Genomic DNA, 22,904 nt, shown 5'->3' on the forward strand with positions numbered 1-22,904 from the left:
GGATTCGCTTTCTCTTAGCTTAGCACCTGCGCCCGATTCGATCCGGCACGCGCGACGCGGTGCATCGCGCGATCAGATCAGTTTGCCGGGAAACTGGCTGTCGGGGTCCTGCATCGCAAGGCGCTGACGATCCATGAAATCGCGCAGGGTGTCGATGCCGCGCAGTTGCAGGATCGTGTTGCGCACGGCGGCCTCGACCAGCACGGCGAGGTTGCGGCCGGCCGCCACCTGAATCGTCACCTTGCTGATGGGCAGACCGAGCACGTCGACAGTCTGGCTCTCCAGCGGCAGGCGCTGGAATTCGCCGTCCGGGCGGCGCACGAGCTGCACGATCAGTTTGAGCTTCATCTTCCGGCGCACGGCGGTTTCACCGAAGATCGTCTTGATGTCGAGCAGCCCGAGACCACGCACTTCGAGCAGATTCTGCAGGAGCGGCGGGCAGCGGCCTTCGACGAAGTCGGGGCCGAGGCGCACGAAATCGACGGCGTCATCGGCCACGAGGCCATGTCCCCGGCTGATGAGTTCGAGTCCGAGCTCGCTTTTGCCGAGACCGGAATCGCCGGTGAGCAGCACGCCCATGCCGAGAATGTCGATGAACACGCCGTGCAGCGTCGCGCGCGGTGCGAGGATGCGCGACATATAAGCGCGCAGGCTGTCGATTACGGCCGCCGCCGACATGCGCGTGGTGAAAAGCGGCGTCGACGAGCGCGTGCAGCGCAGGACGAGTTCCGGCGGCGCGCCGACTTCGCCCGCGACCACCAGAAACGGCGGCTCGAGCGCGATCAGCTCGGCCATGTGGCGGGAGCGGTCTTCGTCGGACTGGCGCTGGTAGTAGTTGATCTCGGCGTCGCCGAGCACCTGGATACGGTTCGGGTGAATCAGGTTCAGGTGGCCCACGAGGTCCGCGCTCGATGTCGCGTTCGCGACCGTCTCGCTCGAGAATCCGCGTTCCCAGCCCTCGTGCCCGGTGAGCCAGCTGAGCTTCAGAGTGGCGGCGTTATCGTCGAAAATGCTTTGGGCGTTGATGCTGGACGTATCCATGAGGCCGGAACTCCGTTGGAAGCCGGGAGCAGCCTTCGCGGAACGACGAAGCGGGTCGCTTCGATACGCCGCATGGCGCTGCGTTTGACCGATTGTGCCCTAGAAGCTTCGCGTAAGCGAGGCGCCCCGTGGCGCAAGAGCGGCGCGGGGCGGGCTACAGACGCGATTCGCTATGTTCGCGTGGGTGTCACGGTTGCCATTGCGTGAGCACTTGATAAAGCGCGTCACGATTTTCTTCCTTGTGCAGACGCTCGCGCGCCTCGCTGTCGGAGAGCAGTTGCGCGATCTCCGAGAGAATTTCCAGATGCTGCTGCGTCGCCTGCTCGGGCACGAGCAGGAAGATCAGCAGAGAGACCGGCTGGCCGTCGGGCGATTCGAACGCGACCGGTTCGGCGAGGCGCACGAAGGCGGCGAGCGGTTGCTTCAGCCCCTTGATGCGGCCGTGCGGAATGGCGACGCCTTCGCCTAGGCCGGTCGAGCCGAGGCGCTCACGAGCGAAGAGATTGTCGGTGACGATGCTGCGGGCGATGCCGTTCTGGTTCTCGAAAATCAGGCCCGCTTGCTCGAATACACGTTTCTTGCTGGTAACGGACAGTCCGAGAACGACGTTCTCGATGGGAAGAAATTTGGCTAAACGATTCATGTTGGCAGGCTGATGCGTGGCCTGATAGCTCCTCATCGTAACCGCTGTCTGAAAGCGCTCACGGCGATGGTGAAACCAAAAGTGCGCTGGCGGCGTTCCCAAGCAGCGTTCCCGGCGGCGACCCCAAAAAATTACCGGACCATTATAGAACAGGGCAGCGCCCTATGGTGCGCCGCGCCATTGCACCGATCTGCGATCCAATTTGCAGGACAAAGCCCTGAAAATCAATGGCTTGTGCCTCCTAACGGCGAAAATCCAACAAAAAAGCCGCCAGTCGGGGCGGCTTCGGTTCGATGCGGGCGCGAGTTCGATCGGTTTCGGATGTTTGAGCATTTCCTCGAATCATGCCCGCCGTCCTGTGGCGGCGGGCTTCGCGGTCATCCGGCGATCAGGCGGCGCGCTCGCGGGCAGTGAACGTTCACTGCGACGGCGCTTCCACTTCTTGCGGTTCGCCGCGATATTTCACGGCTTCATGGGCGTGACCCTGGATCTTGCCCTTGTGCTTGATGACCTGCCGGTCGAGCTTGTCGACCATCAGGTCGATCGCCGCGTACATATCAGCGTCACAACTCTCGATAAAAATGTCCTTACCCTTTAGGTGCAGGTTGATTTCTGCCTTCTGCCTCTTTTCCTTTTCCCTATGATTGTCGACCGAGAGGACAACGTTGCCGTCGATCACTTGATCGAAATGACGGAGCACCCTGTCCAGTTTCGTGATCACGTACTCGCGCAACGCAGGCGTCAATTCGAGGTGGTGTCCACTGATCTTCAGATTCATAGTTGCTCTCCAAGCTAATGGCCGTGAGATCACGTCGGCTCGTCCGATACCGGTCGGCTATGCATTCCGTCAGCGCGTCATCCCGGCGCGACTGAAAAACGGGATGCATCGGCCGGCACGTCCGCGCTCTCGCGATGCGGCCGGGAAACGCCCATCGCAACACGCGATGGACTACAGAGACGGGTCATAGAGACTTGCGCAGATTCACTGCCGGGATCTTGAGGGCTTCGCGATACTTGGCGACGGTGCGCCGCGCGACCACGAATCCTTGTTCCGCCAGCAGTTCGGCGATGCGGCTGTCTGAAAGAGGAGTTTTGGGGTCTTCCGCTCCTATCAGTTGCTTGATGAGGGCCCGGATCGCCGTGGACGATGCCGCGCCTCCCGTGTCGGTCGAAACGTGCGATCCAAAGAAGTACTTAAATTCAAGCGTCCCGAATGGGGTGAGCATGTACTTCCCTGTCGTCACACGAGAAACCGTCGATTCGTGTAATCCCAGCGTATCAGCAATCTCCCGCAAAACCAAGGGGCGCATGGCGATTTCGCCATGTGCAAAAAAGTTCTTTTGACGCTCAACAATGGCCTGCGCGACACGCAGAATCGTCTCGAACCGCTGCTGGATATTCTTGATGAGCCAGCGCGCTTCCTGAAGCTGCTGACGCAGCGAACCGCTGCCGGGGTCGCCGCGATTGTTGCGCAGGATATTCGCGTACAAATGGTTGATCCGCAGCTTCGGCACGATTTCCGGGTTCAACTCCGCCGTCCAGCCGCTCGCGCTCTTGCGCACGAGAATGTCCGGCACGACGTAATCCGCTTCGCTCTTGCCGTACGCGGCGCCGGGAAAAGGCTCCAGCGACTTGATCAGCAAATGCGCGTCCCGCAGGGCGTCGTCGCCGGCCTTCAGTTGCTTGCGCAGGCGCGTGAAGTCGCGCGCGGCGAGCAGTTCCAGATGATTCGTGACGATCTCGAGCGCAAGCGTGCGCGTGGCCGAGCCGTCGAGCCGCAGCAACTGCAGCTTCAGACATTCCGATGCCGAGCGCCCGCCCACACCGGGCGGATCGAAACTTTGCAGCAACGCAAGCGCTGCGCTGAGTTCGTCGAGATCGACTTCGAGTTCCTCGGGCAGATCCGTCTGAACCTCATCGAGCGATGAAGTCAGATAACCGTCTTCGTCCAGCGATTCGATCAGAAACGTCACGAGCGCGCGATCGCGCTGATTCGCCGCGGTCATGCGCAACTGCGCCGTCAGATGGTCGCGCAGCGTCGTGGTCGATTCGTGGATTTGCAGCGGCGGGAGATCGTCGTCGTCGGACGCGTTGTTCGAGCGGCCGTAGTCTTCGAGATTCCATGAACTCGAATCCTGGCCGCTATCCGAACCCATGCCGTTGTATTCGTCGACGCCTTGCGGTTCGCTGTTTTCCGAACGTTCGGAACTGGACGTGCTCGACGACGAGCCATTGCTCATCATCGACTCGGACGGCGCGTTCTGCGTCGCCGGCGATGCAATCAGCGATCCGTCCGCGGCAACGCGCAGCGGGCTCGCGATCCAGTCGTCCTCGTTCTCGAGCAGCGGATTCTGGGCGATGGCCATCGCGACTTCCTGCTGCAGTTCGAGCGTCGACAACTGCAGCAGCCGGATCGACTGCTGAAGTTGCGGGGTCAGCGCAAGATGCTGCGAGAGGCGGAGTTGGAGGCTGGCTTTCATGGCAAAGTTTTATTCATTGTAGAGAGTTTGCCACGCGCGCGAAACCTCGCGGCGATTCCAAAAAAGCGCATGCCGCCCGGGAAGGGCGGCACGTAAGATTTGCTGCTTCGGCTTGATGCGGCGCACTAATTCCGCATGTCATCCGGCCGCGCTCACATGCGGAAGTGTTCGCCGAGATAGACGCGGCGCACGCTTTCGTTTTCGATGATCTCGCTCGGCGCGCCCGCCGCGAGCACGGAGCCGTCGCTGATGATGTACGCGTGATCGCAGATGCCGAGCGTTTCGCGCACGTTATGGTCGGTGATCAGCACGCCGATGTTGCGCTGCTTCAGAAACTTCACGATCTTCTGGATTTCCAGCACCGCGATCGGGTCGACGCCCGCGAACGGTTCGTCGAGCAGAATGAAGCTCGGATTGGTCGCGAGCGCGCGCGCGATCTCGACGCGACGGCGCTCTCCGCCCGACAGCGACAGCGCCGGATTCTCACGCAAGTGCGCGATCTGCAGTTCGTCGAGCAAGGCTTCCGCGCGCTGGGTTATGGCGTCTTTGGACAGGCGCTTGCCGGATTCGTCCGTTTGCAGTTCGAGCACCGCGCGGATGTTCTGCTCGACCGTGAGCTTGCGAAACACCGAGGCTTCCTGCGGCAGATAAGACAGGCCGAGATGCGCGCGCTGATGGATGGGCAGCAGGCTGATCGAATTGCCGTCGAGGTCGATCTCGCCGGCGTCGAGCGGCACGAGGCCGACGATCATATAGAACGACGTGGTCTTGCCCGCGCCGTTCGGGCCGAGCAGGCCGACCACCTCGCCGCTCTTCACATCGAGCGAGACGTCCTTTACCACGGTGCGCGACCCGTAACGCTTCTTCAGATTACGGACGACGAGCGAACTCGACTCGCCTTCCGGCTTGCGGTGGGGCATGGCGGGCGCATTCACTGCTGCGGGTTTCCTTGAATGGTGTTCGACGGAGCAAGCGTGGCAGGCGACCCGTTCAGCGGCGCGGCGCCGCCCGAGCGCGGCGCGAGCATCGCGCGCACCCGGCCGCTCGGATTGCCGGGACTAGCCTGGTCCTTGCCCGCGGTTGCCGTATAGAAGTCCTTCTGGCCGTCGTACGTGATCACGCTGCCGTGCACTTCGTCCTGCACTTTCGTCAGGCCCTGCAGGCGGCGCACGACGGCGCGCGTCGTGAGCTTGGTGAAGTCGTTCTTGCCGTCGTAGTCGATGCGCACCGCGTTGCCGTCGATGTACTCGTCCAGGCCGTCGCGCTTCTGGCGGAAATACGAGAGATTGTTGCCCGTCGACGTGCCGGTCGCGTACTGATAGCCCTGCGGATCCTGCGTGACTTCCACGCGATCCGCCTTGATGACGATCGTGCCTTTGGTCGCGACCACGTGACCGGTGAAGACGTTCTTCTGGCCGAGATCGTCGTAAGACATGTTGTCCGCTTCGATGTTGAGCGGCTTGTCGCGGTCTGCCTTCTCGGCGTGCGCCGGCAGCGCGGCCAGCGCGAGCCCGGCAGTCAGGGCGGCAGCGAGCCCGGCCCGCACGGCGTGCGTGGCGCGGCGCGCGAGCGTTGCGCGCGCATGGCCGCCATCGGGACGAGGGAACCTTTCGTTCATGCAGTCACAATTCGGATGGGAGTGCCGGGGTTATTTCGACGAGCCGCCGTTGATATCCGTGGCGGCGATCGCACCGCGCACGTTACCGAAGAGCTTCATTACCCGGGTCACGTTGTTGTAGTTCATGCCATCGGCCGTCATCACGGACGGGCCGCGCTGAAGTCTAACCGGTTTTTCCGTTTCGATGACATCGTCGTTCACCAGCACGCGAAAATGCTGGGAATCAGCCTGCATCTGCGGATCTCCGTAGCCGGCCGCGCGCAGGATGCGCGCGTCGTCGTAGAGATCGACGATCGAGACGTCGCCGTTGACCGTGCCGCGCAGAGCCGTGGCCGTGACGGTGGGCTTCTGCGGCTGGAACATGCGCATCGCGGGCAGCGTCAGGTCGCTGATTTCGTCGTCTTCGTAATGCACCATCGACTTCGCCGTCAGACGATATTGCGTCGTGCCGGTGGCGTCGAGTTCGGACACGGAAAAGTTGTTGGCGAAATAGTCGGGCGTGTGGCGCTTTTCCGGCGGCGGCGCCTGGCCGGCCGATGGCAGCGATGCCTGCAACAGCCAGTAAGTGCCGCCGGCGAGCGCCGCCACGGCGACGAGCGGCAGAAGCGAGGCGAGCTTTCCGGGACGCTGCATGGACTCAGCCTCCGAGCGCCGCCGCGAGCAGCGCGTCGTAGCGATGCTGCGCGCGCAGGATCGCATCGCAGACTTCGCGCACCGCGCCGTGTCCGCCGCGCGCTTCCGCCACCCAATGCACGCGCTGGATCACTTCGGGATGCGCGTTCGCGGGCGCTGCCGCGAAGCCGCAACGGCGCATTACCGCGAGATCGGGCCAGTCGTCGCCCATGTAGCCGCATTCGTCGGCCGCGATGCCGGTCGCGTCGAGCAACTCGGCGAGCGCGACGGTTTTATCCGCGACACCCTGATAAAGATGCGTGATGCCCAGTTCGCGCGCACGCGCCGCGACGATGCCGGATTGCCGACCCGTGATGATCGCCGTCTGCACGCCGACCGACTGCAGCATTTTCACGCCGTGGCCGTCGAGCGAATTGAACGATTTCATCGTGTCGCCGTCGGCGCTGAAGTAGAGGCTGCCGTCGGTGAAAACGCCGTCGACGTCGAACACCATCAGCTTGAGCCGGCTCGCGCGTTCGGCGGCGGTGGGAGGCTTCTGCGCCATCAGATTACCTTCTTGGAGAAGAGGTCGTGCATGTTCAGTGCGCCGATCAGCGTCGCATCGGTGTCCACGACCAGCATCTGATTGATGCGATAGCGCTCCATCAGTTCCACGGCTTCGACCGCGAGATGGTCCGGCGCGATCGTGCGCGGATTACGGCTCATGACGTCGGCGATCTTCAACGCGCGGAAGTCGCCGTCGCGCTGCAGGACGCGGCGCAGGTCGCCGTCGGTGAAGATGCCGTGCACGTGACGCTTTTCGTCGATCACGGCGGTCATGCCCATGCGCTTGTCGGTGATCTGGAAGAGCGCGTCCGAGACGGTCGCGTCGAGCAGGACGACCGGCACTTCGTCGCCCACGCGCATCACGTCCCGCACGTAAGTAAGCAGGCGCCGGCCGAGCGCGCCGCCTGGATGCGAGCGCGCGAAATCGTCGGGACCGAAGCCGCGCGCATCGAGCACGGCGACGGCGAGCGCGTCGCCGAGCGCCATCGCGGCGGTCGTGCTGGCGGTGGGCGCGAGATTCAGCGGGCACGCTTCCTTTTCGACACGAGCGTTCAGATGCATGTCCGCCAATTGCGCGAGACTGGATTCGGGACGGCCGGTGATTGCGATCAACTTCGCCCCGAGCCGCTTGATGAGCGGCAGAATGGCGACAAGCTCCTCGGTTTCGCCCGAGTTCGACAGCGCGATGAAGATATCGTCCGCGGTGACCATGCCGAGATCGCCGTGGCTCGCTTCGGCCGGGTGCACGAAAAACGCGGGCGTGCCGGTGCTGGCCAGTGTCGCGGCGAACTTGCGCGCCACATGGCCCGACTTGCCGATGCCCGAAACGACCACGCGGCCGCGACAGCCGAGCAGCGTTTCGACCGCGTTCGTGAAGTTTTCGTCGAGAAGTTCGGCAAGCCCGCGAACGGCGTCGGCTTCGATCTGGATTACGTCGCGAGCCAGCGCCAGCGCCCGGTCGCCATTGATTTTCGCTATCATGCGCGGAGTATAGCAAAGGCGATTCCGGGCCGCCCCTTAGGCCGTCCGGCGCGCCGCCGCCTATCCGCCCCCCGCGGGCCCCGGCGTCAGGGGCTTTTTCAAGATACCGGAGCGCGTCAACAAAGCGCTTCGGCTCGCCGCCGAACGAGGACGCTAGACGGATGACATCTCCGCTCGAAATGACGCTGTTGCTGCTGCTCTGCTCCGTGGCAGGCGTCGTCGTATTCCGCTATTTCAATCTGCCGCCGATGCTCGGCTATCTGGCGGTCGGCATCATCGTGGGGCCGCACGCAGCGGGTATCGCGCCGGATTCGGACCGCGCGCAGCATCTGGCCGAATTCGGCGTTGTGTTCCTGATGTTTTCCATCGGGCTGGAGTTCTCGCTGTCGAAGCTGCGCTCGATGCGGCGCATCGTGTTCGGACTCGGCGCGAGCCAGGTCGCGGCGACCATCGCGCTCGCGCTCCTGTTCGGCTGGATCGCGCATTTCTGGGTCAACATGACATGGCAGGCGAGCTTCGCGCTCGGCGGCGCGATGTCGATGTCGTCGACGGCCATCGTCAGCAAGCTGCTCGCGGAACGGCTCGAACTCGAAGCGGAGCACGGCCGCAACATCTTCGGCGTGCTGCTGTTTCAGGATCTGGCGGTCGTGCCGCTGCTCATCATCATCGCGGCGTTCGGTAACGGCAATTCGTCGCAGCTCGCGATGTGGCTCGGCATCGCCGCGGTGAAGATCGTCGTCGCGTTGACGGTGCTCCTGTTCGTCGGCCAGAAGTTCATGACGCGCTGGTTCGATATCGTCGCGCGGCGGCGCTCGCAAGAGCTGTTCATGCTGAACCTGCTGCTCGTCACGCTGGGCGCGGCGTTCATCACCGACAAGTTCGGCCTGTCGCTCGCGCTCGGCGCGTTCATCGCGGGCATGCTGATCGCGGAGACGCCGTACCGGCATCAGGTGGAAGAGGATATCAAGCCGTTTCGCGACGTGCTGCTCGGTCTCTTCTTCGTGACGACCGGCATGCTGCTCAATCCGCGCGTGATCTGGGAGCATCCGTTTCTGGTGCTCGGCTTCTTCGTCGTGCCGATTCTGCTCAAGGCCGTGATGATCACCGGTCTCGCGCGGGTCTTCGGCGCGTCGCCGGGCGTCGCGATGCGCACGGGTCTCGGGCTCGCGCAGGCGGGCGAATTCGGCTTCGTGCTGCTGAACCTGATCCTGGACTCGCATCTCGTCGACCCGATCATCCTGCAGGCGATTCTCTCCGCGATGCTCCTTTCGATGCTCGCCGCGCCGTTCATCATCCAGAACGCGGACCGCATCGTGCTGCGGTTGTCGTCGACGGAATGGATGCTGCAATCCTTGCAGATGACGAAGATCGCGACGCAGAGCCTGAAGCAGAGCGGCCACGTGATCATCTGCGGCTACGGCCGCGCGGGGCAGAATCTGGCGCGCATGCTGGAGCAGGAAGGCATTTCCTACGTCGCGCTGGATCTGGACCCGGACCGCGTCGCGGCGGCGGCGGCGGCCGGCGAATCGGTCGTGTTCGGCGATGCCGGGCGGCGTGAGTCGCTGCTCGCGGCGGGCCTGCATCGCGCGGCGACGATCGCGATCACTTATGCGAACACGCCTTCCGCGATGCGCGTGCTGCACAACATCCACGAGCTTGCGCCGACCTTGCCCGTGATCGTGCGCACGGTCGACGACGCCGATCTCGAAAAGCTCACCGCCGCGGGCGCGACGGAAGTGATTCCGGAGATCGTCGAAGGGAGTCTGATGCTCGCGTCGCACACGCTCGTGCTGATGGGCGTGCCGATGCGCCGCGTCGTGCGGCGCGTCGAGGAAATGCGCGATGCGCGCTACAGCCTCCTGCGCGGCTATTTCCGCGGCGCCGACGACGATGACGACGACGATGGCCACGAGCAGGTGCGGCTACAATCCGTACCGATCGACGCGAATTCCGAAGCCGTCGGGCATTCGCTCGACGATCTCGGGCTCGTCGGCGAGGGTGTCGAGGTGACCGCGATCCGGCGCCACGGCATCCGGGGCGTCGAACCCGACCCCGACACCAAGCTGCGCGCGAACGATATCGTCGTGCTGCGCGGCCTACCCGAAGTGCTGGCGCAAGCCGAAGAACGGCTCTCGCGCAATCGCCGGGCGGCGTAGTCTTCCTCTTTTGTCACCAAGGCGAACGCGCGGCCTCACGGCGCGGACTCCGGAGAAGTCATGTCCCTTACCCTTTCGAACGCCCAGCTCGACGCCGCGCGTTTCATCAAGGAGCGCGTGCGCACCGTCGACGGCTGGCCGCAGCCCGGCGTGCAGTTTCGCGACATCACGCCCGTCCTGCAGGATCGCCGCGCGCTGCGCACGCTGATCGACCTGTTCGTGCAGCGCTATATCGACGAGAACATCAATGTGATCGCCGGCATGGACGCGCGCGGTTTCATCATCGGGCCGATCCTCGCGTACGAGCTGAGCCTCGGTTTCGTGCCGATCCGCAAGAAGGGCAAGCTGCCCTACAAGACGCTCTCGCAGTCGTACGACCTGGAATACGGCAGCGCAACCGTGGAAATTCACGAGGATGCGTGCAAGCCGGGCGATCGCGTGGTGATCGTCGACGATCTGGTCGCGACCGGCGGCACGATGATGGCGGGCAAGATTCTGCTCGAGCGGCTCGGCGCGAACGTGGTTGAAGCGGCGGCGATCATCGACCTGCCGGATCTCGGCGGCTCGAAGCTGCTGCGCGACAACGGCGTACCGCTCTACACCGTGTGCGAATTCGGCGGACACTGATATGCCCAACTTCCTGCTCTTTCTGGCGGCATCGGTCGCGATTACCGTCGCGCCCGGTCCGGACAATCTTCAGGTGCTCGCGCGCGGTATTTCGCAAGGGCGCCTCGCGGGCGTGGTCGCGGCGCTCGGCTTCGCGTTCGGCGTGATCTTCCACACGACGCTCGCGGCGCTCGGCATCGCGGCGCTGCTGCGTTCGTCGCCCATGGCGTTTCAGGCGGTGAAGCTCGCGGGCGCGGCGTATCTCGTGTGGATCGGCATCAAGGCATTGCGCAGTCATGGCCTCGCGACCGCGCACGCGCGCCCGAGCCAGCCGCTTTCGACGGTGTTCCGGCAGAGCGTGATCGGCAACATGCTGAATCCGAAAGTCACGCTGTTCTTCATCGTGTTCCTGCCGCAGTTCGTCGATCCGCACGGCGCGCAAAGCGTGATGCTGCAAATGTTCGAACTGGGCGGCATGTTCATGTTGCAGACGGTCGTCGTGTTTTCGCTGTTCGGCCTCGGCGCGGGGATGATCGGCGCGTGGCTGAAGCGCCGTCCGCGCCTGGGCGTGTGGCTCGACCGGCTCGCGGGCGTGACGTTCATCGCGCTGGGTATTCGCGTCGCGTTGCGCGACTGAGGGTTTGCGCATGACTTTGCCCGCCATCCTCGCCGCGCGCCGTTTCGACGCTACCGCACACGCGCCGTTTTTCATCGGCGCTGAACGCGTCGGCTGGATTCGCCATACCGACGTCGACGCGCTGCGCCGCTGGCCGGACGTGTTCGAGATCGACGCGGCATCGGTACGCCTGCACGCATCGCTCGCCGATGTGAACACGCGCAGCGCCGCGCTCGGCGCGGTCATCGGCGCGCTTTACGCCGAAGGCCAGATCCCCGGCTGGCGCGACGAAACCTACGCAATCCGCAATGACTTCGATGCGCCGCCGCTCGCGTTCATCGAGCGTGCGGCATCGCGCTTCTTCGGCACGATGACTTACGCGGTGCATCTGAACGGCATCGTAAAATATCGGGATAAGGCGCCGCAGTTGTGGATCGCGCGCCGCAGCGACACCAAGGCGACCGACCCCGGCATGCTCGACAACATCGTGGCGGGCGGTATCGGCTGGGGCTTCGAGCTGATGCCCACACTCGTGAAGGAATGCTGGGAAGAGGCGGGCATGAGCGCGGAACTCGCGCAAGCCGCCGCGCGCGGACGCACCTTCCATGTGCTGCAGTCCGTGCCCGAAGGCACGCAGGCCGAGCAGATCTTCGTCTACGACGTCTGCCTGCCGCCCGATTTCGCGCCGCGCAATCAGGATGGCGAAGTCGGCGAGCATGGTCTCGCGCGCATCGAGGATGTCGCGCGCTGGATCGAGGAGGGCGCGCTTACCGTCGACGCCAGTCTCGCGACGCTCGACTGCATGCTGCGCCACCAGTGGATAGACGAGGACGCGTGCGAAGGCCTCGGCGCGCTGTTCGATCCGCCGCCGCTCTGAACATCAAGAATCAAACGAACGAGGAAAGGTCATGTCGACCGAACATAGTTTCTATCTGAAGTTGTCGTGCCCGGATCGTCCGGGGATCGTGCATGCCGTGTCCGGCTTCCTGTTCAACCTCGGCGCCAATATCCTCGACTCGGCGCAGTTCGGCGACAGCCGCACCGGCGAGTTCTTCATGCGCGTGCATTTTCAGGAAGTCGGCGGCGATCCCGGCCTCGAATCGCTGCGCAAGTCGTTCACCGATCTCGCCGATGAATTCGGCATGCGCTGGGAGTTGCATGATGCGTCGGTGAAGCCGCGCGTGGTCATCATGGTGTCGAAGATCGGCCATTGCCTGAACGATCTGCTGTTCCGTTATCGCACCGGCCAGTTGCAGATCGAGATTCCGGCGATCATCTCGAATCACAAGGATTTCTATCAGCTCGCCGCGAGCTATGACATTCCGTTCCATCATCTGCCGCTCCTGAAGTCGACGCCCGAAGCGAAGGCCGCGCAGGAAGCGCGCGTGCTGGAAATCGTCGATCAGCACGATACCGATCTCGTCGTGCTCGCGCGCTACATGCAGATCCTGTCGGCGAACATGTGCGAGCAGCTCGCGGGCCGCGCGATCAACATCCATCATTCGTTCCTGCCGAGCTTCAAGGGCGCGAAGCCGTACTATCAGGCGTTCGATCGCGGCGTGAAGCTGATCGGCGCGACCGCGCACTACGTGACGTCCGATCTCGACGAAGGCCCGATCATCGAACAGGAAGTGGAGCGCGTCGATCACAACATGACGCCGGATCAGCTGACGGCGATCGGCCGCGATGTCGAATGCGTGACGCTCGCGCGCGCGGTGAAATGGCACGCGGAGCATCGCATTCTGCTGAACGGACACAAGACTGTCGTGTTCCGTTAAAAAACGTGCTTCAGACGCAAAAACGCCCGCAAGAATATTGCGGGCGTTTTCATTTGCGGGCGGCGCTTCAGACGAGCCGCAGATAAATCAGCTCGCGCTTGATATATCCGTAGAAAATCGGCGCGGCGATCACGCCGGGAATACCGAACGCCGCTTCCATCGCGAGCATTGCGAGAAGCAGTTCCCACGCGCGCGCCTCGATCTGGCCGCCGATAATGCGCGCGTTCAGGAAATATTCGAGCTTGTGGATCAGGATCAGGAACGCGAGCGACGCAACCGCGGTGCCAAACGACACCGACAGCGAAATCCCGACGATGATCGTGTTGGAAATCAGATTGCCGATCACCGGCAACAGCCCGACGATGAAGGTGATCAGCACCAGCGTTTTCGAAAGCGGCAACCGCTCGTGAAAGAGCGGCAGCGCGACGAGCAGATACAGCGCGGTGAAAACGGCGTTGATCGCGGAAATCTTGATCTGCGCGAACACGATGCGGCGGAAGGCGTCGGCGAAGCGCGACACGCGTGCGACGAGCGCCGTGGACAGCGGCAGCCGATGATGCATCGCGCGCGGTGCGCTGACCGCGATGATCGCTCCGACGATCATGCCGATCACGATATGCCCGAAGCCGCGCGCCATTTCCTTGCCGCCTTGCTGCAGCATTTCGGCGTGCTTGTGCATCAGTTCGGTGGCTTTGTCCTTCATCTGCACGGTGTCCACGGGCAGATAATTCGCGATCCAGTCCGGCACGCTGAGACGCGCGCTGGACGTGATGCTCATCAGCTGGTCGAGCAGTTTTTGCAGGCTGGGGAAATCGCGCTCGAAATGTTCGATGGTGGCGATCGTCGCACCCGTCAACCCGCCGACGATGATCGCGGAGATCAGCCCGACCGCGATGAGCCGCGCGCCCTTGCTCACGACGTGACGCTCGATCACGGGCGCCATCATGTGCGTGAGCTGGAACACCAGCATGCCGGCGAGCATGCCGCCGAGCAGTTGCAGCCTGAGCGTGAGGTACAGCGCCAGCAGCGCGAGGATATAGCTGCCGATTTCCACCGCCGACAGCTTCGGCAAGCTCATGTCGCTCGTCAGCCTGACGTGGCGCGTCGGCAGGTCCCGTACCCGTGCCTCCTCGTTGGCCGCTTCGTTACGCTTCGCCATGACTGCGTTCCTTTCCCCTGCTGCGTACGACGGTTATTCGTGCCGCGGCGCGCGCGGCGCATTTCCACGGTCTGGCGCGGCGCCCCTGCGCTCAGGCCGCTGATTTGGCTCGTTGCAACAAGGGTGCCAGATATCTGCCGGTGAAACTCGCTTTCGATTTCGCGACCTGCTCCGGCGTCCCCTGCGCGATGATCTGCCCGCCACCCGCGCCGCCTTCCGGACCGAGATCGATCACCCAGTCGGCGGTTTTGATTACGTCGAGATTATGCTCGATGATGACGACCGTGTTGCCCTGATCTCGCAGCCGATGGATCACTTCGAGCAAAAGCGCGATGTCGTGGAAGTGCAAACCGGTCGTCGGCTCGTCGAGAATGTACAGCGTCCGACCGGTATCGCGCTTGCTCAGTTCCAGCGAAAGCTTGACGCGCTGGGCCTCGCCGCCCGACAGCGTGGTCGCGGACTGGCCGAGCCGGATGTAGCCGAGACCGACGTCGAGCAGCGTTTTCAGCTTGCGCGCGACCACCGGCACCACCTTGAAGAACTCGTGCGCGGACTCGACCGTCAGGTCCAGCACCTCGCTGATGTTTTTGCCCTTGTACTGGATTTCCAGCGTTTCGCGGTTGTAGCGCTTGCCGTGGCACACGTCGCAGGGCACGTAGACATCGGGCAGAAAGTGCATTTCCACCTTCAGCACGCCGTCGCCCTGACACGCCTCGCAGCGTCCGCCCTTGACGTTGAACGAGAAGCGGCCGGGATCGTAACCCCGTTCCTTCGCCGCCGGCACGCCCGCGAAAAGCTCGCGGATCGGCGTGAACAGGCCGGTGTAGGTGGCCGGATTCGAGCGCGGCGTGCGGCCGATCGGAGATTGATCGACGGCGATCACCTTGTCGAAGTGCTCCAGACCTTCGATCGATTCGTATGGCGCCGGCTCCGTCGAGGAGCCGTACAGGTGCTGCGCGACCGCGTGCTGAAGGGTGTCGTTGATAAGTGTGGACTTGCCCGAGCCGGACACGCCCGTCACGCAGGTCAAAAGTCCGACAGGCAGATCCAGCGTCACGCGCTTCAGATTGTTGCCGTGCGCCTCGGCGATGCGCAGCATGCGCTCGTCCGGCGCGGTGCGCTCGGCGGGGTAGCCGATCGTGCGCTTGCCGGACAGATACTGGCCGGTGATCGAATTGGCGTCTTTCTGCACCTGAACCGGCGTGCCCTGGGCGACGATCACGCCGCCGTGCACGCCCGCGCCCGGCCCCATGTCGACGACATAATCGGCCATGCGGATCATGTCCTCGTCATGTTCGACGACGATCACCGAATTGCCGATATCGCGCAGATGCTTGAGTGTATTGATGAGCCGGTCGTTGTCGCGCTGATGCAGGCCGATGGACGGCTCGTCGAGCACGTACATCACGCCGGTGAGCCCGGAGCCGATCTGCGACGCCAGCCGGATGCGCTGCGCCTCGCCGCCGGACAGCGTTTCGGCGCTGCGTTCCAGCGACAGATAATCCAGCCCGACGTTGTTGAGGAACGAGAGCCGCGCAACGATTTCCTTGACCACCTTGTCGGCGATTTCGCCCTTCGCGCCTTCGAGCCGAAGCGTCTGGAAGTAGCCGAGCGCGTCGCGCAGCGGCCAGCCGCTGATTTCGTAGATGCCACGCGCCTGGTCGTTCGCGCCGACTTTCACGAAACGCGCCTCGCGCCGCAGACGCGTGCCTTCGCATGCTGGGCAGGGCTGATTGTTCTGGTATTTCGCGAGTTCCTCGCGCACGGCGGCCGAATCCGTTTCGCGGTAGCGCCGCTCCAGATTCGGGATGATCCCTTCGAACGCATGCTCACGCACCGATGCGCGTCCGCGCTCGTTGATGTACGAGAACGGAATCGCCTGCTTGCCGGACCCGTACAGAAGGATCTTTCGCACTTTCTCGGGTAGATCCTCGAACGGCGCGTCGATCTCGTATTCGTAGAATGCCGCGAGGCTCTGCAGCATCTGGAAATAGAACTGGTTGCGCCGGTCCCAGCCTTTCACCGCGCCCGCCGCCAGCGACAGCGACGGATGCGCGACCACGCGCTTCGGATCGAAGAAGGTGATCTGGCCGAGCCCGTCGCACTCGGGGCACGCGCCCATCGGATTGTTGAACGAGAAGAGGCGTGGCTCCAGTTCCGGCAGCGAGTACGAGCAGATCGGGCACGCGAACTTCGAGCTGAACAGCTTCTCCTTTTCGGTGTCCATTTCGAGCGCGATCGCGCGGCCGTCGGCGAGACGCAGCGCCGTTTCGAACGATTCCGCGAGACGCTGCTTCATGTCCGGCCGCACTTTCAGGCGGTCGATCACGACATCGATCGTGTGCTTGTCGTTCTTTTTGAGCTTGGGCAGCGAATCGACTTCGTAGATTTTCGCGACGCCCTCGTTCGCCGTGCCGCCGCCCGAACGGATGCGAAAACGGATGAAACCCTGCGCCTGCATTTCCTCGAACAATTCGACGTGCTCGCCCTTGCGATCCGCGACGACGGGCGCGAGGATCATCAGCTTGGTTTCCTCGGGCAGCGCGAGCGCGGCATCGACCATTTGCGAGACGCTTTGCGCCTCCAGCGGAATCAGGTGATCCGGGCAATACGGCGTGCCGACGCGCGCGTACAAGAGACGCAGGTAGTCGTGGATTTCGGTGACGGTGCCGACGGTCGAGCGCGGATTGTGCGAAGTCGCTTTCTGCTCGATGGAAATGGCAGGCGACAAACCTTCGATCAGGTCGACGTCCGGCTTTTCCATCAGCTGCAAGAATTGCCGCGCGTACGCCGAAAGACTTTCGACGTAACGGCGTTGGCCTTCCGCGTACAGCGTATCGAATGCGAGCGACGACTTGCCCGACCCGGACAGCCCCGTGATCACAATCAGCTTGTGGCGCGGCAGGTCGAGATTGACGTTCTTCAGATTGTGGGTGCGAGCCCCACGAATGCGAATTTCTTCCACGAGTGTGTTCCGGGGTTCTCTCTGGTGTTTTCAGCGGCGCTTTCATCCGCTCCGGCGGGCCATGTTGCCTGTGCCGGGCGGAAAGAGAGGGGGCCAAACCTGCTACTATAACGACTTTTAAAGGGCGCAGCGCCCGAGCCCGAAGGGCTGGATGCGCGGCGATCGGCCGGCGCGGGGGCTTGCTGGCGAGGCACGCGGCGGGCCCAGGCCGTGCGTCCCATATAGTGCCGTTTCGAGCAAGAACAAGGCGACCGCGCCTGGCTGCACCGCAGGCCAGGCCAGACGCGACTCTCATCCATTTCCCGTTTCTGATGTCCAATCCGTCTGCCACGTCCACACGTCTGAGCGCGCCGGAACTGCGCGCGACCGTGTCGCTCGCCGCGATCTTCGCCCTGCGCATGCTCGGGCTCTTCATGATCATGCCGGTGTTTTCCATCTACGCGAAAACCATCCCCGGCGGAGACAACGTGCTGCTCGTCGGCATCGCGCTCGGCGCGTACGGCGTCACGCAGTCGATGCTCTATATCTTCTACGGCTGGGTATCCGACAAGTTCGGGCGCAAGCCGGTCATCGCATTCGGTCTGCTGGTGTTCGCGCTCGGCAGTTTCGTCGCAGCCGTCGGGCACTCGATGGCGTGGATCATCGCGGGGCGCGTGATTCAGGGCATGGGCGCGGTGTCATCGGCGGTGATTGCGTTCATCGCGGACCTGACGCACGAGGAAAACCGCACCAAGGCAATGGCGATGGTCGGCGGCAGCATCGGCGTGTCGTTCGCGGTGGCGATCGTCGGCGCGCCGATCGTGTTTCACTGGGTCGGTATGAGCGGGCTTTTCACGGTGATCGGCGTGCTGTCGATTCTCGCGGTCGGCGTGGTTTTCTGGGTCGTGCCAGATCCGCCGGCGCATCCCGTCCACGTCAAGGCGCCGTTCGCCGAAGTGCTGCATAACGTCGAGTTGTTGCGTCTGAACTTCGGCGTGCTCGTGCTGCACGCCACGCAGACCGCGCTGTTCCTCGTCGTGCCGCGCATTCTGGAGGAAGGCGGGCTGCCGGTCGCGTCGCACTGGAAGATTTACCTGCCCGTGATGGCGCTCGCGTTCGTCATGATGGTGCCGGCCATCATCGCCGCCGAGAAACGTGGAAAAATGAAGAGCGTCATGCTGAGTGCGATCGGGCTTATCCTGATCGGCCAGTTGTTATTGGGCGCCGCTCCCCATACGCTGTGGTCAGTGGCCGCCATTCTGTTCGTGTACTTTCTCGGCTTCAACGTGCTGGAAGCGTCGCAGCCTTCGCTGGTGTCGAAACTCGCACCGGGCACGAGAAAGGGCGCGGCAGCGGGCGTGTACAACACGACGCAGTCGATCGGCCTTGCCATGGGCGGGGTGATCGGCGGCTGGCTGCTCAAGCTCGACGGGCCGAGCGCGGTGTTCTTCGCCTGTTCGGGGCTGGTGCTCGCGTGGCTACTGGTCGCGGCCTGGATGAAGCCGCCGCCGCGCCGGACCGAGCGCGCGGCCTGAGCGAATTTTTGAACCATCGAATCAAACCGGCGCGGTGCAGCCGAAGTCACGTCTGAAGACGGGATCGGCCAATCGCATCGCACGGTTGACAGTTAGCAAGGAATCTACCGGAGAAATCATGGCATCAGTCAACAAGGTCATTCTCGTGGGCAATCTGGGCGCCGACCCGGAAACCCGCTATCTCCCGAGCGGCGACGCCGTGGCCAATATCCGTCTCGCGACGACGGACCGCTACAAGGACAAAGGCTCCGGCGAATTCAAGGAACTCACGGAGTGGCATCGTGTGGCGTTCTTCGGCCGGCTCGCCGAGATCGTCAACGAGTATTTGAAGAAGGGCTCGTCGGTGTATATCGAAGGGCGCATCCGTACGCGCAAGTGGACCGACCAGTCGGGCCAGGAGCGTTACTCGACCGAAATCGTCGCCGATCAGATGCAGATGCTCGGGGGCCGCGGCGGCGCGGCCGGTGGCGGCGATGACGGCGGCTACAGCCGCAGCGCACCGATGGAGCGCTCGGGTGGCGGTGGCGGCGGTGGCGGCGGCCGGGCGCCGGCGGGCGGACGCCCGAGCGGCGGCGCTGGTGGCGCGGGAGGCGGTTCGAGCCGCCCGAGCGCGCCGGCGGGCGGCGGCTTCGACGACATGGACGACGATATTCCGTTCTGAGGTTTCGCAACCGAAAGCGTAAAGATCAACCCCGCCTGCGTGCGGGGTTTTTCTTTATCTGTCTGGGCAAAATCGCCAGCATCATTTGTGTTCCATCGCGATTGCCGCGAGCGAGCTTGCCTGCTCAGGCCGCGCTTCCTTGCGTTCGCTATAGCGATTCGTGAGGTAATCCGAGCGGTCACGCACCAGCAGCGTGAACTTCACGAGTTCTTCCATCACATCGACGACGCGATCGTAGTAGGACGAAGGTTTCATCCGGCCGGTCTCGTCGAACTCCTGCCAGGCCTTGGCCACCGACGATTGATTGGGGATGGCGACCATGCGCATCCAGCGGCCGAGCACGCGCAACGCGTTCACCGCATTGAACGACTGCGAACCGCCGCACACCTGCATGACGGCGAGCGTGCGACCCTGCGTCGGTCGAATTCCGGCTGACTCCAGCGGCAACCAGTCGATCTGGTTCTTGAACACGGCTGCGAGCGTGCCATGACGTTCGGGGCTGCACCAAACCTGTCCTTCTGACCATTCGGAGAGCTTGCGCAGTTCGACCACCTTCGGGTGATCGGGCGGCACACTGTCGACCATTGGCAGACCGGACGGATCGAACACACGCGTCTCGGCCCCGAACGTTTGCAGCAGACGTTCGGCTTCCAGCGTGAGAAAACGACTGTACGACGTCGGTCGCAGCGAGCCGTATAACAACAGGATCCGCGGTGCGTGCGTCGAGATCGATTGAGGATGCAGTTTCTCGTTGTCGGGGATGTCTGTGTGGGCAGCGTTCAGGTTCGGGAGATCTGGAAACATGTCGGTGAAAAGTGTTCAGGCGGCTTCATACCAGCGTTGCGAGCGATTGACGACGCCCACCACCAGCAGCATGACCGGCACCTCGATCAGCACGCCGACGACCGTGGCGAGTGCCGCACCCGAATGAAAACCGAACAAACTGATGGCTGTGGCAACGGCCAGCTCGAAGAAGTTGCTCGCACCGATCAGGCTCGACGGTCCCGCGACACAATGCGCGACAGCGAGACGGCGATTGAGCAGATAAGCAAGGCCCGAGTTAAAAAACACCTGGATCAGGATCGGGACCGCGAGCATCGCGATGATGAGCGGTTCTCCGACGATTGCTTCGCCCTGGAAGCCGAACAGCAGCACAAGCGTCGCGAGCAGTGCAGAGATCGACCACGGAGCCAGGCGGGCGACCGTGTTCTTGAAGTAGGCTTCGCCGCGAGCGAGCAGGTGCTTGCGCAGCCATTGGGCAAGCAGCACCGGAATGATGATGTACAGGCAAACCGAAACGATCAACGTACCCCACGGCACCGTGATCGACGACAGCCCGAGCAGCAGCGCCACCAGCGGTGCGAACGCCACGACCATGATCGTGTCGTTGAGCGCGACCTGCGACAGGGTGAAATACGGGTCGCCCCGGCACAACTGCGACCACACGAAGACCATCGCGGTGCAGGGCGCGGCCGCCAGCAGGATCAACCCCGCGACGTAGCTGTCGAGTTGATCGGCAGGCAGCCAGGCGGCAAACACGTGGCGCACGAAAATCCATCCGAGCAAAGCCATCGAAAACGGCTTGACCAGCCAGTTCACGAGCAAGGTCACACCGATGCCGCGCCAATGCCTACCCACCTGCGCGAGTGCCGCGAAATCGATCTTGACCAGCATCGGAATGATCATCACCCAGATCAGCACGCCGACAGGCAGGTTGACTCGCGACACTTCCATGCTGCCGATCGCGCGAAAAAGTCCCGGAAAGATCTGCCCCAGGCCGATGCCCGCGACGATGCATAGGGCCACCCACACCGTCAGATATCGCTCGAAGAAGCCGATCGCCGGCGTCGCGTCAGTGCGCATGGTGTCCTTGGTGCTCATCGGATTTTTCGACGGGTTGTTGGCCATCACGCGCATCTCTTGTAAACGCGCGCGCTCCCGTCGAGATCCTGAACCGACACTTGGATATGAATGCGCTTCATGCTGTGTCTCCGCAGCAGTCCGATGGATGACTGGCGTCGCATGGCGCGCCCGCGCAGCAGTTTTCCGTCAGAAAACCAATCAGGCGGTTCATGGCTTCGAAGTTGGCCGAGTAGAAAACAAAGCGACCTTCCTGGCGCGCGGTGACGAGTTCAGCGTGCGCGAGATCCTTGAGATGAAACGACAGGCTCGATGGTGCGAGCCCGACTTGCTGCGCGATCTCGCCAGCGGCCATGCCGTCGGGGCCCGCAACCACGAGCGTTCGAAACACCGCGAGCCGCGATTCATGAGCGAGCGCGCCGAGCGCGCCGAGCGCGCGTACAACGAGATTCGAGTCCATGTCTGACACGATAGCGCAGTCATTTCGATATTTCAATAAATATCGAAATGAGAGCCCCGCTCAGTGGTGGCTGGAACCGTTCTGACCATCCCGCAACAATTTGCGCACATCGAAAGATGGGCCTCCGGCCTTTATAGCCCGAGGCCCATTTTTTTCATTGCGGCAAGGCGCCGTCCGAATTATGACCCGCGCCCACCCCGTTTTCCTCCGCCGCATATTAATCTCTCGCCATCGTGTCTTTGACTGGGTGCGACCTGATTCGAAGTCGAAAGTTTGTGGGAGCCTAATCGGATTTTTCCTATGGTATGCGAATTAATCGCATCCTATTTTTGAAGCAATTATTCAAGAGAATAAAACCACCATTTGTTTGCTTAATGTCATTGAATTTGGCTGCTTTTTCGGCGTGTTGTTTATCGCACTTCAGTAAACGCCAACTCAATGAAAGGGTGGTCGAGTCTGCTGGCGGGGAGGTATTCCCACGGGTGAGCTCGCTGCTGCAGGCAAATTCCAAAAACCCACAAAATAACCGGGGGCCTCTTGAAGCTTCGAATCGTATTGGCTGACGATCATCCTTTCGTTCTTCTCGGGATGAAAGCGCTCTTTGCCAGCGACGACGGAATGGAAGTCGTCGGCGAGGCAAATAACGCGAGCACGTTGTTGTCCGAACTCGCCATCAAGCCTTGCGACATCCTGGTGACGGATTTCGCCATGCCCGAGCCGGGCGTGGATGCCAACGACGGATTGCTGCTGATTCGCAAGGTGCGACAGGATTTTGCGAACATCAGCATCGTTGTGCTGACCAGCGTAAGCAATGTCGCCATCCTGCGTTCCATTCTGAACGCCGGCGCGATCAGCCTCGTCAACAAAGCCGAGCCGATCGAACTCGTGGCGACGGCCGTGCGGCATGCGAGTGTCGGGCGGCGGTTCGTGAGTGCGTCGTTCGTTGCGGCGCTCGCCGAGGCGGGCACAGAGACGGACTTCTCCTCGGACGAGCCGCGTCTTTCGCCGAGAGAGATCGAAGTCGTCCGGTTGTTCGCCAAGGGACATTCGATCACGGAGATCGCGAAAGAGCTCGATCGAGACGTGCGCACCATCAGTCGACAGAAGCGCGATGCGATGAACAAGCTCGGGGTCAGGAACGATCCTGGATTGTTCGCATTTGTTCGCGCACGCGGACTGGGATGATT

22 protein-coding genes are annotated in these 22,904 nt (G+C 62.9%); 8 read left to right on the plus strand and 14 right to left on the minus strand.

Annotated features, from left to right (window positions below; translation table 11 throughout):
• Positions 1-72 precede the first annotated feature (72 nt).
• The 9 genes from hprK to kdsD form a co-directional block, all read right to left on the minus strand.
• Positions 73-1,041: an HPr(Ser) kinase/phosphatase gene (hprK, locus tag AWB80_RS00635; protein WP_061172712.1), complete on the minus strand. Its 969-nt coding sequence runs from the start codon at positions 1,039-1,041 to the stop codon at positions 73-75.
• A gap of 187 nt (positions 1,042-1,228) precedes the next feature.
• Positions 1,229-1,720 carry a PTS IIA-like nitrogen regulatory protein PtsN gene (gene ptsN, locus AWB80_RS00640; protein WP_341866800.1) on the minus strand — a complete coding sequence of 164 codons (492 nt, stop codon included), beginning with the start codon at positions 1,718-1,720 and terminating at the stop codon, positions 1,229-1,231.
• Positions 1,721-2,102: 382 nt separating this feature from the next.
• The gene (hpf, locus tag AWB80_RS00645) at positions 2,103-2,462 is read right to left on the minus strand and encodes a ribosome hibernation-promoting factor, HPF/YfiA family (protein ID WP_061172713.1); all 360 of its coding nucleotides are present in this window, start codon (positions 2,460-2,462) and stop codon (positions 2,103-2,105) included.
• Positions 2,463-2,646: 184 nt separating this feature from the next.
• Positions 2,647-4,164, minus strand: coding sequence for an RNA polymerase factor sigma-54 (locus AWB80_RS00650; protein WP_061172714.1), 1,518 nt, complete (start codon positions 4,162-4,164; stop codon positions 2,647-2,649).
• Between the two features lie 152 nt (positions 4,165-4,316).
• On the minus strand, positions 4,317-5,084 hold the full coding sequence (gene lptB, locus AWB80_RS00655) for an LPS export ABC transporter ATP-binding protein (protein WP_087130909.1): 768 nt from the start codon (positions 5,082-5,084) through the stop codon (positions 4,317-4,319).
• Positions 5,085-5,095: 11 nt separating this feature from the next.
• On the minus strand, positions 5,096-5,782 hold the full coding sequence (gene lptA, locus AWB80_RS00660) for a lipopolysaccharide transport periplasmic protein LptA (RefSeq protein WP_061172716.1): 687 nt from the start codon (positions 5,780-5,782) through the stop codon (positions 5,096-5,098).
• Between the two features lie 30 nt (positions 5,783-5,812).
• Positions 5,813-6,415, minus strand: a complete 603-nt coding sequence (lptC, locus tag AWB80_RS00665; RefSeq protein ID WP_061172717.1) for an LPS export ABC transporter periplasmic protein LptC — start codon at positions 6,413-6,415, stop codon at positions 5,813-5,815.
• Between the two features lie 4 nt (positions 6,416-6,419).
• Positions 6,420-6,959, minus strand: a complete 540-nt coding sequence (locus AWB80_RS00670; protein ID WP_061172718.1) for a KdsC family phosphatase — start codon at positions 6,957-6,959, stop codon at positions 6,420-6,422.
• Positions 6,959-7,942 (minus strand): arabinose 5-phosphate isomerase KdsD, encoded by a 984-nt coding sequence (gene kdsD, locus AWB80_RS00675; RefSeq protein WP_061172719.1) that lies wholly within the window; start codon positions 7,940-7,942, stop codon positions 6,959-6,961. The genes AWB80_RS00670 and kdsD overlap by 1 nt, the downstream gene beginning before the upstream one ends.
• 161 nt (positions 7,943-8,103) lie before the next feature.
• Here kdsD and AWB80_RS00680 point away from each other — a divergent pair, with 161 nt between their 5' ends.
• Genes AWB80_RS00680 through purU form a run of 5 tightly spaced genes read left to right on the plus strand, consistent with a single transcriptional unit; the run spans position 8,104 to position 13,098 of the window.
• The gene (locus tag AWB80_RS00680) at positions 8,104-10,098 is read left to right on the plus strand and encodes a monovalent cation:proton antiporter family protein (RefSeq protein ID WP_061172720.1); all 1,995 of its coding nucleotides are present in this window, start codon (positions 8,104-8,106) and stop codon (positions 10,096-10,098) included.
• 60 nt (positions 10,099-10,158) lie between these two features.
• Positions 10,159-10,725, plus strand: coding sequence for an adenine phosphoribosyltransferase (locus AWB80_RS00685; RefSeq protein ID WP_061172721.1), 567 nt, complete (start codon positions 10,159-10,161; stop codon positions 10,723-10,725).
• 1 nt (position 10,726) lies between these two features.
• On the plus strand, positions 10,727-11,341 hold the full coding sequence (locus tag AWB80_RS00690; protein ID WP_061172722.1) for a LysE family translocator: 615 nt from the start codon (positions 10,727-10,729) through the stop codon (positions 11,339-11,341).
• A gap of 10 nt (positions 11,342-11,351) precedes the next feature.
• Entirely contained in the window at positions 11,352-12,197 is an 846-nt protein-coding gene (locus AWB80_RS00695; RefSeq protein WP_061172723.1) for an NUDIX hydrolase, read from the plus strand.
• A 31-nt stretch (positions 12,198-12,228) separates the two neighbouring features.
• Entirely contained in the window at positions 12,229-13,098 is an 870-nt protein-coding gene (gene purU / locus AWB80_RS00700) for a formyltetrahydrofolate deformylase (RefSeq protein ID WP_061172724.1), read from the plus strand.
• 67 nt (positions 13,099-13,165) lie between these two features.
• Here the strand turns inward: purU and AWB80_RS00705 are convergent, their stop codons facing one another.
• Together AWB80_RS00705 and uvrA are read right to left on the minus strand one after the other, a co-directional pair.
• Positions 13,166-14,257 carry an AI-2E family transporter gene (locus tag AWB80_RS00705; protein ID WP_061172725.1) on the minus strand — a complete coding sequence of 364 codons (1,092 nt, stop codon included), beginning with the start codon at positions 14,255-14,257 and terminating at the stop codon, positions 13,166-13,168.
• Positions 14,258-14,348: 91 nt separating this feature from the next.
• Entirely contained in the window at positions 14,349-17,222 is a 2,874-nt protein-coding gene (gene uvrA, locus AWB80_RS00710) for an excinuclease ABC subunit UvrA (protein WP_061172726.1), read from the minus strand.
• Positions 17,223-17,533: 311 nt separating this feature from the next.
• On the opposite strand from uvrA, the gene AWB80_RS00715 reads away from it, so the two are divergent.
• Positions 17,534-18,736 carry an MFS transporter gene (locus AWB80_RS00715; RefSeq protein ID WP_061172727.1) on the plus strand — a complete coding sequence of 401 codons (1,203 nt, stop codon included), beginning with the start codon at positions 17,534-17,536 and terminating at the stop codon, positions 18,734-18,736.
• 118 nt (positions 18,737-18,854) lie between these two features.
• Entirely contained in the window at positions 18,855-19,397 is a 543-nt protein-coding gene (locus AWB80_RS00720; RefSeq protein ID WP_061172728.1) for a single-stranded DNA-binding protein, read from the plus strand.
• 81 nt (positions 19,398-19,478) lie between these two features.
• Here the strand turns inward: AWB80_RS00720 and arsH are convergent, their stop codons facing one another.
• From arsH to AWB80_RS00735, 3 genes are all read right to left on the minus strand, one after another.
• Complete coding sequence (gene arsH / locus AWB80_RS00725; RefSeq protein ID WP_061172729.1) at positions 19,479-20,201, minus strand: arsenical resistance protein ArsH; 723 nt, start codon at positions 20,199-20,201, stop codon at positions 19,479-19,481.
• A gap of 15 nt (positions 20,202-20,216) precedes the next feature.
• Complete coding sequence (arsB, locus tag AWB80_RS00730; protein WP_061173070.1) at positions 20,217-21,278, minus strand: ACR3 family arsenite efflux transporter; 1,062 nt, start codon at positions 21,276-21,278, stop codon at positions 20,217-20,219.
• 97 nt (positions 21,279-21,375) lie between these two features.
• Positions 21,376-21,717 (minus strand): ArsR/SmtB family transcription factor, encoded by a 342-nt coding sequence (locus AWB80_RS00735; RefSeq protein WP_061172730.1) that lies wholly within the window; start codon positions 21,715-21,717, stop codon positions 21,376-21,378.
• A gap of 555 nt (positions 21,718-22,272) precedes the next feature.
• Between AWB80_RS00735 and AWB80_RS00740 the strand changes: the two genes are divergently transcribed.
• Complete coding sequence (locus AWB80_RS00740) at positions 22,273-22,902, plus strand: response regulator (protein ID WP_279628629.1); 630 nt, start codon at positions 22,273-22,275, stop codon at positions 22,900-22,902.
• The last annotated feature ends 2 nt before the right edge of the window (positions 22,903-22,904 follow it).

It is taken from the genome of Caballeronia pedi, from assembly GCF_001544915.2.
Classification (GTDB): Bacteria; Pseudomonadota; Gammaproteobacteria; order Burkholderiales; family Burkholderiaceae; genus Caballeronia; species Caballeronia pedi.

Excerpts from the sequence above, each read along its gene's own strand:
- arsB (WP_061173070.1), bottom strand. The coding sequence starts at position 21,278 with ATGAGCACCAAGGACACCATGCGCACTGACGCGACGCCGGCGATCGGC.
- AWB80_RS00695 (WP_061172723.1), top strand. The coding sequence starts at position 11,352 with ATGACTTTGCCCGCCATCCTCGCCGCGCGCCGTTTCGACGCTACCGCA.
- AWB80_RS00735 (WP_061172730.1), bottom strand. The coding sequence starts at position 21,717 with ATGGACTCGAATCTCGTTGTACGCGCGCTCGGCGCGCTCGGCGCGCTC.
- hprK (WP_061172712.1), bottom strand. The coding sequence starts at position 1,041 with ATGGATACGTCCAGCATCAACGCCCAAAGCATTTTCGACGATAACGCC.
- AWB80_RS00685 (WP_061172721.1), top strand. The coding sequence starts at position 10,159 with ATGTCCCTTACCCTTTCGAACGCCCAGCTCGACGCCGCGCGTTTCATC.
- AWB80_RS00650 (WP_061172714.1), bottom strand. The coding sequence starts at position 4,164 with ATGAAAGCCAGCCTCCAACTCCGCCTCTCGCAGCATCTTGCGCTGACC.
- arsH (WP_061172729.1), bottom strand. The coding sequence starts at position 20,201 with ATGTTTCCAGATCTCCCGAACCTGAACGCTGCCCACACAGACATCCCC.
- AWB80_RS00690 (WP_061172722.1), top strand. The coding sequence starts at position 10,727 with ATGCCCAACTTCCTGCTCTTTCTGGCGGCATCGGTCGCGATTACCGTC.
- AWB80_RS00720 (WP_061172728.1), top strand. The coding sequence starts at position 18,855 with ATGGCATCAGTCAACAAGGTCATTCTCGTGGGCAATCTGGGCGCCGAC.
- lptB (WP_087130909.1), bottom strand. The coding sequence starts at position 5,084 with ATGCCCCACCGCAAGCCGGAAGGCGAGTCGAGTTCGCTCGTCGTCCGT.
- AWB80_RS00705 (WP_061172725.1), bottom strand. The coding sequence starts at position 14,257 with ATGGCGAAGCGTAACGAAGCGGCCAACGAGGAGGCACGGGTACGGGAC.
- lptA (WP_061172716.1), bottom strand. The coding sequence starts at position 5,782 with ATGAACGAAAGGTTCCCTCGTCCCGATGGCGGCCATGCGCGCGCAACG.
- purU (WP_061172724.1), top strand. The coding sequence starts at position 12,229 with ATGTCGACCGAACATAGTTTCTATCTGAAGTTGTCGTGCCCGGATCGT.
- AWB80_RS00715 (WP_061172727.1), top strand. The coding sequence starts at position 17,534 with ATGTCCAATCCGTCTGCCACGTCCACACGTCTGAGCGCGCCGGAACTG.
- AWB80_RS00680 (WP_061172720.1), top strand. The coding sequence starts at position 8,104 with ATGACATCTCCGCTCGAAATGACGCTGTTGCTGCTGCTCTGCTCCGTG.
- ptsN (WP_341866800.1), bottom strand. The coding sequence starts at position 1,720 with ATGAGGAGCTATCAGGCCACGCATCAGCCTGCCAACATGAATCGTTTA.
- hpf (WP_061172713.1), bottom strand. The coding sequence starts at position 2,462 with ATGAATCTGAAGATCAGTGGACACCACCTCGAATTGACGCCTGCGTTG.
- kdsD (WP_061172719.1), bottom strand. The coding sequence starts at position 7,942 with ATGATAGCGAAAATCAATGGCGACCGGGCGCTGGCGCTGGCTCGCGAC.
- AWB80_RS00670 (WP_061172718.1), bottom strand. The coding sequence starts at position 6,959 with ATGGCGCAGAAGCCTCCCACCGCCGCCGAACGCGCGAGCCGGCTCAAG.
- lptC (WP_061172717.1), bottom strand. The coding sequence starts at position 6,415 with ATGCAGCGTCCCGGAAAGCTCGCCTCGCTTCTGCCGCTCGTCGCCGTG.